At 59.8% G+C, this 13,242-nt stretch carries 14 protein-coding genes, 1 tRNA gene and 1 pseudogene; 8 read left to right on the top strand and 8 right to left on the bottom strand.

What is annotated here, in order from left to right:
- The first annotated feature begins 14 nt into the window (after positions 1 to 14).
- Together ACYZUM_RS21380 and ACYZUM_RS21375 are read left to right on the top strand one after the other, a co-directional pair.
- Positions 15 to 305 carry a nucleotidyltransferase family protein gene (locus ACYZUM_RS21380; protein WP_041074825.1) on the top strand — a complete coding sequence of 97 codons (291 nt, stop codon included), beginning with the start codon at positions 15 to 17 and terminating at the stop codon, positions 303 to 305.
- The gene (locus ACYZUM_RS21375) at positions 302 to 640 is read left to right on the top strand and encodes a HepT-like ribonuclease domain-containing protein (protein WP_047296538.1); all 339 of its coding nucleotides are present in this window, start codon (positions 302 to 304) and stop codon (positions 638 to 640) included. Before ACYZUM_RS21380 ends, ACYZUM_RS21375 begins: the two co-directional genes overlap by 4 nt.
- Positions 641 to 682: 42 nt before the next feature.
- Here the strand turns inward: ACYZUM_RS21375 and ACYZUM_RS21370 are convergent, their stop codons facing one another.
- Positions 683 to 2,101 (bottom strand): short-chain fatty acid transporter, encoded by a 1,419-nt coding sequence (locus tag ACYZUM_RS21370; protein WP_108183795.1) that lies wholly within the window; start codon positions 2,099 to 2,101, stop codon positions 683 to 685.
- 340 nt (positions 2,102 to 2,441) lie between these two features.
- On the opposite strand from ACYZUM_RS21370, the gene ACYZUM_RS21365 reads away from it, so the two are divergent.
- From ACYZUM_RS21365 to ACYZUM_RS21345, 5 genes and pseudogenes are all read left to right on the top strand, one after another.
- Complete coding sequence (locus ACYZUM_RS21365) at positions 2,442 to 3,755, top strand: MFS transporter (RefSeq protein ID WP_108183794.1); 1,314 nt, start codon at positions 2,442 to 2,444, stop codon at positions 3,753 to 3,755.
- Positions 3,756 to 3,866: 111 nt separating this feature from the next.
- Positions 3,867 to 4,595, top strand: a pseudogene (locus tag ACYZUM_RS21360) (PAS domain-containing protein); the annotation flags it as partial.
- Positions 4,575 to 5,183 carry a methyl-accepting chemotaxis protein gene (locus tag ACYZUM_RS21355; protein WP_373557817.1) on the top strand — a complete coding sequence of 203 codons (609 nt, stop codon included), beginning with the start codon at positions 4,575 to 4,577 and terminating at the stop codon, positions 5,181 to 5,183. The pseudogene ACYZUM_RS21360 and the gene ACYZUM_RS21355, both read left to right, overlap by 21 nt.
- Positions 5,184 to 5,354: 171 nt before the next feature.
- Positions 5,355 to 5,954, top strand: coding sequence for a flavin reductase family protein (locus ACYZUM_RS21350; RefSeq protein ID WP_108183792.1), 600 nt, complete (start codon positions 5,355 to 5,357; stop codon positions 5,952 to 5,954).
- Positions 5,955 to 6,029: 75 nt separating this feature from the next.
- A complete protein-coding gene (locus ACYZUM_RS21345; RefSeq protein ID WP_473061183.1) occupies positions 6,030 to 6,662 on the top strand; it encodes a LysE family translocator in 633 nt (210 codons plus the stop codon).
- Between the two features lie 33 nt (positions 6,663 to 6,695).
- Here ACYZUM_RS21345 and ACYZUM_RS21340 read toward each other — a convergent pair whose 3' ends face one another.
- The 3 genes from ACYZUM_RS21340 to ggt form a co-directional block, all read right to left on the bottom strand.
- Positions 6,696 to 7,067 carry a helix-turn-helix domain-containing protein gene (locus tag ACYZUM_RS21340; protein ID WP_108183790.1) on the bottom strand — a complete coding sequence of 124 codons (372 nt, stop codon included), beginning with the start codon at positions 7,065 to 7,067 and terminating at the stop codon, positions 6,696 to 6,698.
- 3 nt (positions 7,068 to 7,070) lie between these two features.
- A complete protein-coding gene (locus ACYZUM_RS21335; RefSeq protein WP_095136800.1) occupies positions 7,071 to 7,373 on the bottom strand; it encodes a type II toxin-antitoxin system HigB family toxin in 303 nt (100 codons plus the stop codon).
- 249 nt (positions 7,374 to 7,622) lie between these two features.
- Positions 7,623 to 9,455: a gamma-glutamyltransferase gene (gene ggt / locus ACYZUM_RS21330; RefSeq protein WP_108184432.1), complete on the bottom strand. Its 1,833-nt coding sequence runs from the start codon at positions 9,453 to 9,455 to the stop codon at positions 7,623 to 7,625.
- Between the two features lie 262 nt (positions 9,456 to 9,717).
- On the opposite strand from ggt, the gene ACYZUM_RS21325 reads away from it, so the two are divergent.
- Positions 9,718 to 10,830, top strand: a complete 1,113-nt coding sequence (locus ACYZUM_RS21325; protein WP_108183789.1) for a DUF2817 domain-containing protein — start codon at positions 9,718 to 9,720, stop codon at positions 10,828 to 10,830.
- A 150-nt stretch (positions 10,831 to 10,980) separates the two neighbouring features.
- Here the strand turns inward: ACYZUM_RS21325 and ACYZUM_RS21320 are convergent, their stop codons facing one another.
- The 4 genes from ACYZUM_RS21320 to ACYZUM_RS21305 all read right to left on the bottom strand — a co-directional run bounded on the left by ACYZUM_RS21320 (position 10,981) and on the right by ACYZUM_RS21305 (position 13,192).
- Complete coding sequence (locus tag ACYZUM_RS21320; RefSeq protein WP_108183788.1) at positions 10,981 to 11,235, bottom strand: bacteriocin immunity protein; 255 nt, start codon at positions 11,233 to 11,235, stop codon at positions 10,981 to 10,983.
- 30 nt (positions 11,236 to 11,265) lie between these two features.
- Positions 11,266 to 11,538 (bottom strand): bacteriocin immunity protein, encoded by a 273-nt coding sequence (locus ACYZUM_RS21315; RefSeq protein WP_108183787.1) that lies wholly within the window; start codon positions 11,536 to 11,538, stop codon positions 11,266 to 11,268.
- A gap of 7 nt (positions 11,539 to 11,545) precedes the next feature.
- Positions 11,546 to 12,793: an S-type pyocin domain-containing protein gene (locus ACYZUM_RS21310; RefSeq protein WP_108183786.1), complete on the bottom strand. Its 1,248-nt coding sequence runs from the start codon at positions 12,791 to 12,793 to the stop codon at positions 11,546 to 11,548.
- 322 nt (positions 12,794 to 13,115) lie between these two features.
- Positions 13,116 to 13,192 (bottom strand) — tRNA-Met (locus ACYZUM_RS21305).
- Positions 13,193 to 13,242: the final 50 nt, after the last annotated feature.

The following is a 13,242-nucleotide window of genomic DNA, read 5'->3' as shown; positions in this document are numbered from 1 at the left end:
GGCCTGAGTGAACCATGAAGCCTTCCATTGCTCTTGATCTGCAACGAGCTGCCGTTCGTGAGGTTGTCGGCAGATTCCGTGTGGCCAATCCGCGCGTGTTTGGCTCGACGCTGCTGGGTACCGATATGGAGGGCAGTGACCTTGATCTGTTGGTCGATCCATTGCCCGGTACCACCTTGTTTGATCTCGGCGGGCTTCAGGTTGAGCTCGAAGATTTGCTGGGCGTTACCGTCGACCTGTTGACCCCAGGAGATCTTCCGCTGAAGTTTCGTCAGCAGGTACTTGAACAGGCCCGTCCCGTATGATCGCGAACCGGCTCGGCGATTACCTTGAGCATATGCGTCAAGCTGCAAGCGATGCGCTGGTCTTCGTCGAAGGTCTGAGCAAGGAAGAGTTCGTCGACGACAAACGGACGCAACAAGCGGTCATCATGAGCCTGGTCATTATTGGCGAGGCGGCAACCAAAATAATGGACCGGTTTCCGGAGTTCGCGGCTCAGAACACTCAAACTCCCTGGCGCAGCATGCGCGGGATGCGTAACCGGATCGCTCATGGTTATTTCGACATCAATCTGGATGTCGTTTGGGAAACAGTTCAGGTTGCCTTGCCTGAGCTATTGAGAGTCTTGCCCTCCGAGTAACATTGATAGCACCTGCCCTGAGGCAGGTGCTATCTCGTCAATCTATGGCATTACCGGCGGCGTATACGCCAATGTCGTCCCCAGCACCCATAGCAGGAACAGCACCAGCGGCGTGTGCACCAGCAATTGCACGAACGAGAAGCCGATCAGGTCCCGCGCCTTCAAGCCGAGCACGCCCAGCAGTGGCAGCATGTAGAACGGGTTGATCAGGTTCGGCAGCGCTTCGGCGGCGTTGTAGATCTGCACGGCCCAGCCGAGGTGGTATTGCAGATCGTTGGCCACTTGCATCACGTACGGCGCTTCGATGATCCACTTGCCGCCGCCGGACGGGATGAAGAAACCGAGAATCGCCGAGTACACGCCCATCAACAGCGCGTAGGTGTCGTGGGACGCGATGCTGACGAAGAAGGTCGAGATGTGATGCGCCAGCGTCTGCGCATCGGCACCTTTGACCGTGGTCAGCAGCGCAGCAATCGAGCCGTACAGCGGGAACTGGATCAGCACGCCAGTGGTGGTCGGCACCGCGCGGGCCACCGCATCGAGGAAGCTGCGCGGGCGCCAGTGCAGCAGCGCGCCGAGCATGATGAACAGGAAGTTATAGGTGTTGAGCCCGGAAATCGCGGTGATCGCCGGTTTGGTCGAGAACTCGTGGAACAGCCAGCCGGCCGCCAGCAATACCAGCAGAATGATCAGCAGCGGACTGTGCTCCAGCCATTCGCCGGGCCGGGTGCGCGGTTGCAGCGGTGGCAGATTGAACGCCGGGTCGATGCCGCAATCCTTGGCGTCGCGCGCAGAGTTCGGGCCGGGCGCGGTAGCGTAAGCGACGATGATCGAAATCACGATCAGCGCCAGCAGCATCGCACCGGACTGCCAGAGGAAGATGGTCTGCGTGAACGGAATCACCCCGGTGATCGACAGGATCGCCGGCGGCAGGCTGGCCGGGTTGGCCTGCAATTGCGCTGCCGATGATGACAGGCCCAGCGCCCAGACCGCGCCGAGGCCCAGATACGCCGCCGCACCGGCCGCGCGGTAATCCATTTTCAGATCGGTGCGGCGGGCGAGGGCGCGCACCAGCAAACCGCCGAACACCAGCGACAGACCCCAGTTCAACAGCGAGGCGACCATCGATATCAGCGCGACCCAGGCCACGGCGGAGCGGCCGTTTTTCGGGATGCGCGCCAGTTTGTCGATCAGTTTGACCGCCGGCGGCGAACTGGCGACCACATACCCGCCAATCACCACGAAGGCCATTTGCATGGTGAACGGGATCAGGCTCCAGAACCCGTCACCGAACGCCATCGCGGCATCGGTGGGTTTGGCGCCCATGGCCAGCGTGGCCAACGCGACAATGATCACGGCCAACGCGGCGAACACCCAGGAGTCGGGGAACCAGCGTTCGGCAAAGTTTGAACAGCGCAAGGCAAAGCGCGCGGAGCGGCTATCTTCGATATCAACGGCCACAGGAAGTACCTCGGATTTTTATGGTTATTGTGGTCCTTGGGACATTCAAACCCGACAACCCTGTGGCGAGGGAGCTTGCTCCCGCTGGACTGCGTAGCAGTCCCCTGCTTTTAAAGTTCAGAGGGGGCCGCTTCGCGACCCAGCGGGAGCAAGCTCCCTCGCCACAGAGGTAGACCTGATTCAGATGTGTCCCGCCAGACAAGCCTCAACAGTAAATCAACCGCCGCCATTTTGTGAGCAGGTTTCTGCCAAACCGTGACCATGGTCTAACGGGTTGTCCCCAGGCGGATTTGCGTAGACCATGAGCGCCTTGGTTTTTTGCCTGCCAGAGTGCTTTGCCATGACTGCCCAATCCACAGCCCGACCGGCGCCGTTCAGCCGTTCCGACTACAAGACCCTCGGTCTTGCGGCCCTCGGCGGGGCGCTGGAGATCTACGATTTCATCATTTTCGTGTTCTTCGCCCTGACCCTCAGCCAGTTGTTCTTCCCGCCGGAAATGCCCGAATGGCTGCGGCTGCTGCAAAGCTTCGGGATCTTCGTCACCGGGTATCTGGCGCGTCCGCTGGGCGGGATCCTGATGGCGCATTTCGCCGATCGCCTGGGCCGGAAAAAGGTCTTCAGCCTGAGCATCCTGATGATGGCGCTGCCGTGCCTGCTGATCGGGATCATGCCGACTTATGCCCAGATCGGTTATTTCGCGCCGCTGCTGTTGCTGGCGCTGCGCATCCTGCAAGGCGCAGCGGTTGGAGGGGAGGTGCCGAGTGCCTGGGTGTTCGTCGCCGAGCACGCGCCTGCCGGACATCGCGGTTACGCGCTGGGCTTTTTGCAGGCCGGGCTGACCTTCGGTTATTTGATTGGTGCGTTGACCGCGACTTTCCTTGCACACGTGTTCAGCCCGGCGGAAATCCTCGATTACGCCTGGCGTTATCCGTTCTTGCTCGGTGGCGTGTTCGGCGTGATCGGTGTGTACCTGCGCCGCTGGTTGAGCGAAACCCCGGTGTTCATGGCCATGGAGGCGCAGCGTGAAGCGCGGGTTGAACTGCCGCTGCGTACGGTGCTGCGCGAGCATCGGCTGGCGATGTTGCCGGCCATGCTGCTGACCTGCGTGCTGACCTCGGCCGTGGTGGTGTTCGTGGTCATTACGCCGACCATGATGCAGAAAACCTTCGGCATGACCGCCAGCCATACCTTCGCCCTGAGCGCGCTGGGCATTGTCTTCCTCAACATCGGCTGTGTGATCGCCGGGCTGCTGGTCGACCGTCTGGGGGCCTGGCGCACCGTCATGCTCTATAGCCTGCTGCTGCCCTTGGGAATCGGCGTGCTTTACAGCTGCTTGATCATGGGCGGTTACTGGATCGGGCTGGCATATGCCATCGCCGGCCTGGCCTGCGGTGTGGTGGGGGCGGTGCCGTCGGTGATGGTCGGGTTGTTCCCGGCGCGAATTCGCGTGTCAGGCATCTCCTTCACCTACAACATTGCCTACGCCGCGTGGGCGAGCATGACACCGCTGTTGCTGATCGGTCTGATGCCGTGGAGCCCGTGGATCTGCGTGATGTTCTGTGCGGTGATGGGCGTGGTGGGGCTGTTGAGTGCGCTGTATTTCGGCTCGCGGATGCCGCGTACAGGGCAATGCCAGGTGGCCGGAACTGTCTGATCGCACGCCCGTGAACTATTTTTGACCGACGGGTCTCAAGCGCTCTTCAGAAAAGAAATTCAAGGCCGATGGCTAGTCTGCATCCCGCTTTCTTTCCATCGGTATCTGCCCATGTTCAACAAACGCCTCAAGCAAGAGCTGGCCACTCTTCGTGAAGAACTCTCCAGCCTGCTGCAGGTGAAGGAAAGCCTGGAAAGCGAGATGCTGGTGCTGACCCTGGAACCCGATGGCCGGATTCAGTCGGTCAACCACAACTTCCTCGGCGAGATGCTCTACAAGAGCCAGGATCTGGTGGGGCGCGCCATTGAAGACATTGTTCCGGCGCATGTGAAGGCCGATGACTTTCATCATCGTTTCAAGGCCGCCCTGACCCGTGGCGAACATTTCGCTGGTGCAGTGCGCCTGCTGCGCGGTAATGGCGAAGAAGCCTGGCTGCGCTCCATCGTGCAGCCGGTGCGCGCTTCGGACGGGCGGATCAAGCATTTTTCGATCTTCTCCAGCGACCTGACCCGCACCATCGAAGCCTCGCGCGAACACGAAAACCTGATCGGCGCTCTGGTGCGCTCGACAGCGGTGATCGAATTCGACCTCAACGGCAACGTGCTCAATGCCAACGAGCGCTTTCTGCATGGCATGGGTTACAGCCTGGCGCAGATCAAAGGCAAACATCACCGGATGTTCTGCACGCCTGAGGAGTACAACAGCACCGAGTACCAGAATTTCTGGCGTCGCCTGAACAATGGCGAATTTGTCGCCGACCGCTTCAAGCGCGTCGACAGCCATGGTCGTACGGTTTGGCTGGAGGCGTCCTACAACCCGGTGGTCGATGCCAACAACAAACTGTACAAAGTAGTGAAGTTCGCCACGGTGATCACCGATCAGGTCAACCGTGAACAAGCGGTTGCCGACGCGGCGAGCATTGCCTACAGCACTTCGCAGCAAACCGACAGCACCGCGCAACGTGGCACCACGGTGGTCACCGAGGCGGTGAATGTGATGCGTGATCTGTCGCGCCACATGCAGGCGGCCGGTGAGGGCATCGAGGCCCTGAACGAGCAGTCGCAGGTGATTGGGACTATCGTCAAAACCATCAGCGGCATTGCCGAACAGACCAACCTGCTGGCGCTCAACGCGGCCATCGAAGCGGCGCGCGCTGGCGAGCAGGGCCGGGGCTTTGCGGTGGTGGCCGACGAAGTGCGACAACTGGCTTCGCGCACCAGTCAGGCGACCGAAGAGATCGTTGGCGTGGTGCGGCAGAACCAGGAGATGGCGCGTAACGCCGTGGCCCTGATGACCGATGGCAAGCTGCAGGCAGAACAAGGCCTGGCGCTGGCGGCGGAGGCGGGCACGGTGATCGTCGAGATTCAGGACGGCGCGCAGAAAGTGGTGGATGCGGTCGGGCAGTTTGCCAATCAACTCTCTAACTGATTCCCCCGCCAATACCTGTAGGAGCTGCCGAGTGCAACGAGGCTGCGATCTTTTGATGTTGATTTCAAGGATCAACATCAAGATCAAAAGATCGCAGCGTGCCGCAGCTTCTACAGGTTTTCACCAGCAGCTGACGCTACAATCTGTTCCTTTTTCCCGGAGCAGATCCCCATGAGCGCCTCCCACCGCCGCCCGGTGCCCCTGAACAAAGCCTACCGTCTGCTCAATCACGGGCCGACCGTGCTGGTCAGCGCCGCTTATGACGGCCAGCGCAACATCATGGCCGCCGCCTGGGCAATGCCACTGGATTTCGAACCGCCGAAGGTGGCCGTCGTCCTCGACAAATCCACCTGGACCCGGCAGTTGCTCGAAGCCTCCGGCACTTTTGTGCTCAACGTGCCGTGCGTCAATCAGGCTGACATCGTGCAAACCGTCGGCAATACCTCGGGGCTGGAGATCCAGCAGGGTCAGGGGCAGGACAAGTTTCAGGCTTACGGCTTGCAAACCTTCACCGGTGAAACTGTCGAGGCGCCGTTGCTTGAAGGCTGCGTGGCCTGGCTCGAGTGCCGCTTGCTGCCCGAACCGCGCAACCATGAGCAATATGACCTGTTCCTCGCCGAAGTCATCGCCGCTCAGGCGGATGAACGGGTGTTCAGCGATGGCCGCTGGCATTTCGACGGGCATGATGGCTTGCGCACGCTGCACCACGTGGCCGGCGGGCATTTCCTGACGATTGGCGATGCGGTGGACGGTAAAACCCTGCCGCTGTAACCGGCATCTGATGGAAAACGCGCGCCGGATGTAGCAAGGTGTGGGGCATTGTCGAACCAATCAGGCGCTCGCCCCATGGACCTTTCGCTTTCCAGCTATCTCGCCCCGTTGCTGTCGCTGGTGCTGTTGTGGACGGTCGCGGTGGTCACCCCCGGCCCGAACTTTTTCAACATCGCCCAATTGGCGGTCAGCCGCTCGCGCCGTCATGGTGTGGTAGCGGCGCTCGGCGTCGCCAGCGGAACCGTGCTGTGGGGCCTTGCCGGCGGCTTGGGTATTCAGACCTTGTTCAGCGCGGCGCCAACCCTGTACTTGAGCTTCAAGATCGCCGGTGGCTGCTATCTGATCTGGCTCGGCCTCAAGCAGTTCAAACGCAAAGCACCGATTGCCGCCGGTACGCTGGATGAGTCGCAACAGACCCTGCTGGGCGCCTACGGGCGGGGCTTTCTGGGCAACATGACCAACCCCAAGTCGGCACTGTTCGTCGCCACCATCTTCGCCACCGCAATGCCGGCCCACGTCCCGCCGCTACTGCTGACGCTGGCCGTGCTGACCATGGCCACGCTGTCGTTCAGTTGGTATTGCAGCGTCGCGCTGTTCTTCGCCAGCCGCCGGATCGCGAGTGTTTACGAGCGTTCACTGCAATGGCTGGATCGCTTGGCCGGTGGTTGTTATCTGCTGTTTGGGGCGCATCTGGTGGCTAATCGCTGAGCCGCAAAAACGGGCTGGGTATTACAACCTGTATCAGATTTGCTTCATTGGCTTGATCAGGCTTTCTGCAGGAATTCCAAACAATTCGTGAAGTTTCCAGATCATCGGCAAAGTCAGTGCTCGTTTGCCGTTCAACACCTCATAAACGCGGTTTTTACGACCGATTGCCGGTGCGAGGTCTGCCGCTGAGAGACCTGACTGTTCCATTCGGAATTTGATGGCATCGATCGGGTTCGGCAAATCAAGCGGGAATTGTTTTGCTTCATAGGCTTCGATGAGAGTGATCATGATGTCGAAATAATCACCCTCAGGAGTTCCGGGTTCTGGCTCGTTGTCAAAGAGTGCAGACACGTTTTTGAGCGCCGCACGGTAGTCTTCTTCGCTATGAATCGGACGTATGTTCATGGGTTACTCCATTTCGACGGTATCAGCGTCGATTGCATCGTACTGCTTGTGGGTGCCGACAAATTTTATGTATAGGGCACCGAAGCGATAGGCCACGGCTACGATCAGGCGAAAGTCATTGCCCTTGATGTTGAACACCACTCTGCGGCTTTTCAGAATGCTCGCAGAAGCGAAATGCGCCTTGATGTCCGACGGAGTTGACCAGCTTGCTTTTCTTGCTTCATCAATCCACGCCAACAGCGATTGCTCTGACTCGGGATACCGTTCCCAAAAGTTTTTCAGCTGACTGACAGCAATAATTCTCATGACGCGATCCTAGTCCCGCTATGGGACTGATGCAAGACTGTTGGCGTTTCATGGGCATACGGTTCGAACATTTGTGTGGTCATAAATGCCAGCAGATCCCGAAAGTATCGTTTGCTGAACGGTCACTTACTCTAGCCGTGGCAGCTAATTTTCGGGGTAGGAAAAGGCGACGGTGAGTAGATGAATAGAACTTATCGGCAACAAAAAAGGCTTACCTCGCGGTAAGCCTTTTGTTTTTCCTGCGTAACCTCAATCCCCCAACGCTTCCCCCTCACGCCGTGGATCCGCGCCACCCGCCAACGACGCTTTACCCTGCGCATCCTTGACCCGCACGATGGCCTGGGTGCCGCTGGTCATGTCGATTTCATTGACTGTGTGGCCCTTGTCTTTTAACGCCTGAATCAACGCAGGGCTGAACTGGCCTTGTTCCAGTTCGGTCGGGCCGTTGCGGCTGCCGAAGTTGGGCAGGCTGATGGCGCTTTGCGGGTCGAGGTTCCAGTCGAGCAGGCCGATAGTGGTCTTGGCCACGTATTCGATGATCTGCGAGCCGCCCGGCGAGCCGACGCTGGCCAGGAACTCGCCGCTGTTGCGATCAAAGATCAATGTTGGCGCCATCGACGAGCGTGGGCGTTTGCCGGGTTCGACGCGGTTGGCGACTTTCTGCCCGTTCTCTTCGGGGATGAACGAGAAGTCGGTCATCTGGTTGTTCAGCAAAAAGCCCTGCACCATCAGGTGCGAGCCGAATGCCGCTTCGATGGTGGTGGTCATCGATACCGCGCCACCGAGGTCATCCACCGCCACCACTTGCGAGGTGGAGATACGCAGCGGTGAGCGATCCGGCGCGTAGGCCACCTGTACGCCCGGCGGTGTGCCGGGTTTGGCGCTGCCCATGCTGCGTTCGCCGATCAGGCTGGCGCGGCTGGCCAGATAGCCCGGATCCACCAGGCCTTTGACCGGCACCGGGACGAAGTCGGTGTCGGCGACGTATTGCGCGCGATCGGCGTAGGCCAGGCGTTCGGCTTCGGCGATCAGGTGCACGGCTTGTGGATCGGGTTCGATACCGGCCGGTTTGTTGGTTTTCACGGGTTTGAGCGGCGTCAGCGACAGGCGTGGATCGCGGCTTTCCAGCGCTTGCAGGGTGCCGAGAATCTGCGCCACGGCGATCCCGCCCGACGACGGAGGCGGCATCCCGCAGACCTGCCAGCGTTTGTAGTCGGTGCACAGCGGAGCGCGCTCTTTGGCCTTGTAGCCTTGCAAATCATTCAGCGACAAGCTGCCGGGGTTGGCGTGGCCCTGCACCTTGGCGACGATCTCTTCGGCGATCGGTCCTTTGTACAGCGCGTCCGGACCTTCGTGGGCGATGCGCTTGAGTACGGCGGCCAGCGCCGGATTCTGCAGGCGCGTGCCGACGGCTTTGACGCTGCCGTCGCGGTTGAGGAAGTAGGCCGCCATATCCGGCGATTTACCGATCACCGGGTCGGACTCCAAGAGTGAATGCAGGCGCGGCGAAATCGCGAAGCCCTGCTCGGCGAGTTTGATCGCCGGTTCGAACAGCGTGGCCCACGGCAGCCGACCGTGTTGCTTGTGCGCCATCTCCAGTGCACGCAATACGCCCGGCGTGCCCACCGAGCGCCCGCCGATCTGTGCCTGCGGGAACGGCATCGGTTTGCCGTCGGCCTGCAGGAACAGCTTCTCGGTGGCGCCGGCCGGCGCGGTTTCGCGACCGTCGTAGGTACGCACCTGTTTGCCGTCCCACAACACGATCATCGCGCCGCCACCGATCCCGGAGGATTGCGGCTCGACCAAGGTCAGCACTGCTTGCATGGCAATCGCCGCGTCGATGGCCGAACCACCCTTGCGCAGCATCTCGCGACCGGCCTCGGCGGCCAGCGGGTTGGCGGCTGCGGCCATGTGTTGACTGGCGTGGCGAGTCTGTAGATCGGTGCGGTAACCGGAAGCGGCTTCCGGTGCCAGCGGCAAAGTCGAGGAGGGTGGGGCGTTGCACGCGGTGAGGGTCAGGGCGCTGATGATCAGCGTCAGGGCAGGCAGGCGAAAGCGGCTCAGGGGCAGGGCTGGAAACACGTGGGGCTCTCCGTCCGTGGGATGAAAGGTCTGACGGACTTTATCGACCGGCCGGTCGCGACGCAAACCGCCGGGCATTTTTGTCTTTCTTTTCGGGGCGGATGTTCGCTAGGGTCAACGTCAAACTCATCGAACTGAAATACGCCCCTGTGGGAGCGAGCCTGCTCGCGAATACGGTGTATCAGCCAGCCTGAATATTGAATGAAAGACCGCTTCGCGAGCAGGCTCGCTCCCACAAATACAACACCAACAAGAGGCCGACATGCACAGCGAGTTTCCCACCGAATCCAGTTACCGTGATCAGCGCGAACAGTTTCTGACCGCTGCCAACGCCGTGGGAGCCATGCTCACCTCCTACGCACACCCACGTTGCGGCCCCTTCGGCGAACCCTTGAGCACCGACGTCGCTGTGCTCGGTAATCCGCAGGCAAAGCGCCGGCTGGTGGCGCTCAGCGGCACTCACGGAGTCGAGGGCTATTACGGCTCGGATTGCCAAATCGACTGGCTGAAGGCCTTCGTGCCGGGCTCGCTGCCCAAGGATGTCGCGGTTGTGATGATCCACCTGATCAACCCATGGGGCACCGCGTGGCTGCGCCGGGTCAACGAAGACAACATCGACCTCAACCGCAATCATCTGGATTTCACCGCCCCGTTGCCGGATAACCGCGCCTACGCCACGCTGCACGAGATCTACGCCTGCACCGATTTGCACGGCCCCGAGCGTAAGCGCGCCGACGCCTTGCTCGACGGGCAAATTACCGAACACGGCTGGCCGGCGGTGATGTCGATTGTCGAGGGCGGTCAGCACAGTCATCCCGACGGACTGTTCTATGGCGGCCGCGCGCCGAGTTGGTCGAATCGCACGTTGCATCAGATCATCGACGCGCATCTGGCAGGCGCGCAAACCGTGATGTGTTTCGACCTGCACACCGGCGCCGGCGAATACGGTCATCCGATGTTGCTGACCATCACCCAGGCGCCTTACCCGGCGTTGGCGCAAGCACAGTCGATCTACGGCCCGTGGCTGTACACCTTGCACACCGGCGCGCAAACGTTGAGCGAAACCGGTGTCGCGGCGACGGCGACCGGCTACACCTCGCAGGCGTTGCTCAACGCATTGCCGGGTGTGCAACTGATGCCGTTCGTGATTGAGTGCGGGACGTATCTGGGGCCGGAGGTGCATCGTTATTTGCGCGATGATCACTGGTTGCATCTGCATGGCGATCCGCTGGATGCGACGGGGCGGGCGATCAAGTTGAATCTGCTGGAGCAGTTCTATCCGGCCGATCCGGACTGGCGGGCGATGGTCGGGTTGCGTACGCGGCAGATCTGGGCGAAGGGGCTGGCGTTCCTGTCGGCAGAGCAGCCTGAATAGGTCAGGCTTCGCATTGTGGTGAGGGGATTCATCCCCGATGGACTGCGCAGCAGGCCCGTTCGGTTTTTATGGGGAAAAGGGCGCTGCGCACCCTATCGGGGATAAATCCCCTCGTCACGGGTTCGGTGTGTCTCGAGGGATAAAAAACGCTTATTGCTTGAAGCCCGGCAGTCCATTCGCGGCACGCCATTTTTTTACAGTTTCGGTGATCCCTTCGTTGGAGTTATCCACTCCTTCATCTGGGTAGTAGATCAAATCAGTTCCATCTGGATGCTCTGTGATGCTGCAAAAGTGATCTAGCAGCGGGTCCAGTACATCGTCAGAAGTACTTTTGTTGGCAGTTCGAATTTCTTGCATGAAGCGCAGAAACTCTGCCTCTGTGTACTCTGAGAGATTTTTTTTCATAAACTTGTTGGTTTTTCTATGGGTAGGAACCTAACGCTTGAAGCCCGGCAAACCCTGCGCTGCTCGCCATTCTTTTACAATTTTCGTTACGCCCTGGGGGGAGCTATCTGCATCAGGCTCCGGGTAATAGATCAGATCCGATCCAGCTGGGTGTTCGCTGATTTTCTCGAAGTGCAACAGCAGCAAGTCAGCGCGATCATCGCTTTCGGCTTCTTCATCTTCTTTAGCGAGTTCTTCCAGCAGCGTGATGAACTCGGCCTCGCTGTACTCCGAAATGCTGTTTTTCAGTAAGTTGTCTGTCATGGCTAACCTATTCGTTCCGGTGGATATCGATGTGGTTTCGCGGCGTATTCACTCGCAGATTATCTACGTCGTAAACGCCGCCGCCCTCTGATATTTTTTCGAGGTGATGAAGTTCGTAAGATCTTCTACCACCGACGCTATCGGCTTTGCGCACACGTGGTGCTTTGCCTTTACGCATACGGCCAGCGTTCTGTTTGATGAACTGATCCACCACGGCTGACTCCGAAACGGCTTTCCAAAGGGCTGCTCTGAACGAGTCGAAGCTTTTGAAGTCGTGTCCACGCAGCGAGTCTGCCACGTCCGTCGGAATTGGAACTCCTACCCCAGAGCTTGCTCCGATGAGCCATATCCCCGAAACATCCTCCCCCACCCCCGTCACCGTCCCCGGCATCAGCCTGGCCGGCCTCGAAAACACCACATAAAGCGACTTCAGCCCAGTGTCCGCCGGGAACACCAGAATACAATCTTCGGCGGTAATGTCTTCGCCGGGCGGGCCTTCTATCTGGGTATCAGTGTTCTCAGGAATCGGGTGGACAAGGATCGTGTTCAGTTGCTCGCGGTGTTCCGGATAAACCAGCGGCGGCATTGAACCGTGTGGCCCGCGTTGCGGCGTCCATAAAATCGTGATGCCGTTGAGCCTGGCCTCCATCGCCGTCTTGTCGCTGTTCCACTCGACGTTGACGGTACGGACCGAGTCATCGCCCGAAGCGCCGGCGTGGATGCCGTAAACCTGCATGACGCCTTGGGCATCGCGCCGAAACTGGAAGCGCACGCGAGTGCTGGCGCGGCTCATGCGGCGTAGTTGTTCGTCGGTGTGCAATGTGCCGTCGCCCATGCGGGTCGGCAGCATCCCGAGGATGAATACGCTGGCCGCGCCGCCTGCGCCACGGATGGCCCAGTTGAGGCGTTGTTGCAGAATCCCGCCGCCGGCCATGCGCCCCAAAGCCAGGTCGGCGCCGAGCGCGGTCGCTACCGCGGTGCTGGCTGAGGGAAAGAGCATGGCACCCGCGACCATGATCTTGCCGAAATTGGCGGCGGGCTCTGGCGCAGTGCCGGCGTCCGTTCGACACCAGTTATCCGGCGTGCAGGACTTGGCGAACACCTGGTCTTCGCGGGGCTTGGGCGTTGGCCATTCATCCTTTTCGATGTACACCGGCTCCGGCGGGGGAGGCGGATTCCAAGCGGCCCATGAGCCGGTCCTTCTCGGACGTTTCCGAAGCCAATCTTCATCGAAGAGAAATTTGAATCGAGCCATGCCAACTCCCTGTATGGCTTTGAAACGAGCCAGGGGAGCTTGTCGGTCAACGGGGAATTCGGGCAAACCGATGGGGTGGGGTTCAGGCGCGAGGTTTTACGAAAAATCCAATTCGTACACCGCGCGCACCTTTTTCCTGCAGTGCTTTCCCGGTTTGTTGACGTGCCATTAACCTTGGTCAGGGCCAATCAGGAATTATGGGGCAGCTGGATGGAGAGGGGCGGCTTTGCAGCCATCGGGGATGAATCCCCTCGCCACGGGAGGGTGGTTTTTTCGAGGCATAAAAAAACGGCCTACCTTTCGGTAAGCCGTTTTTAGTACTTGGTGGCTACACAGGGACTTGAACCCCGGACCCCAGCATTATGAATGCTATGCTCTAACCAACTGAGCTATGTAGCCAAGTGGCGCGCATTATTCCCCTGAAATGGAAAAGCGTCAAGCGTAAATTT

The sequence above is a fragment of the Pseudomonas sp. m6p genome (assembly GCF_055760375.1).
The sequence above is the reverse complement of the archived record's forward strand: the minus strand, read 5'-3'. Positions and strand labels throughout refer to the sequence as shown.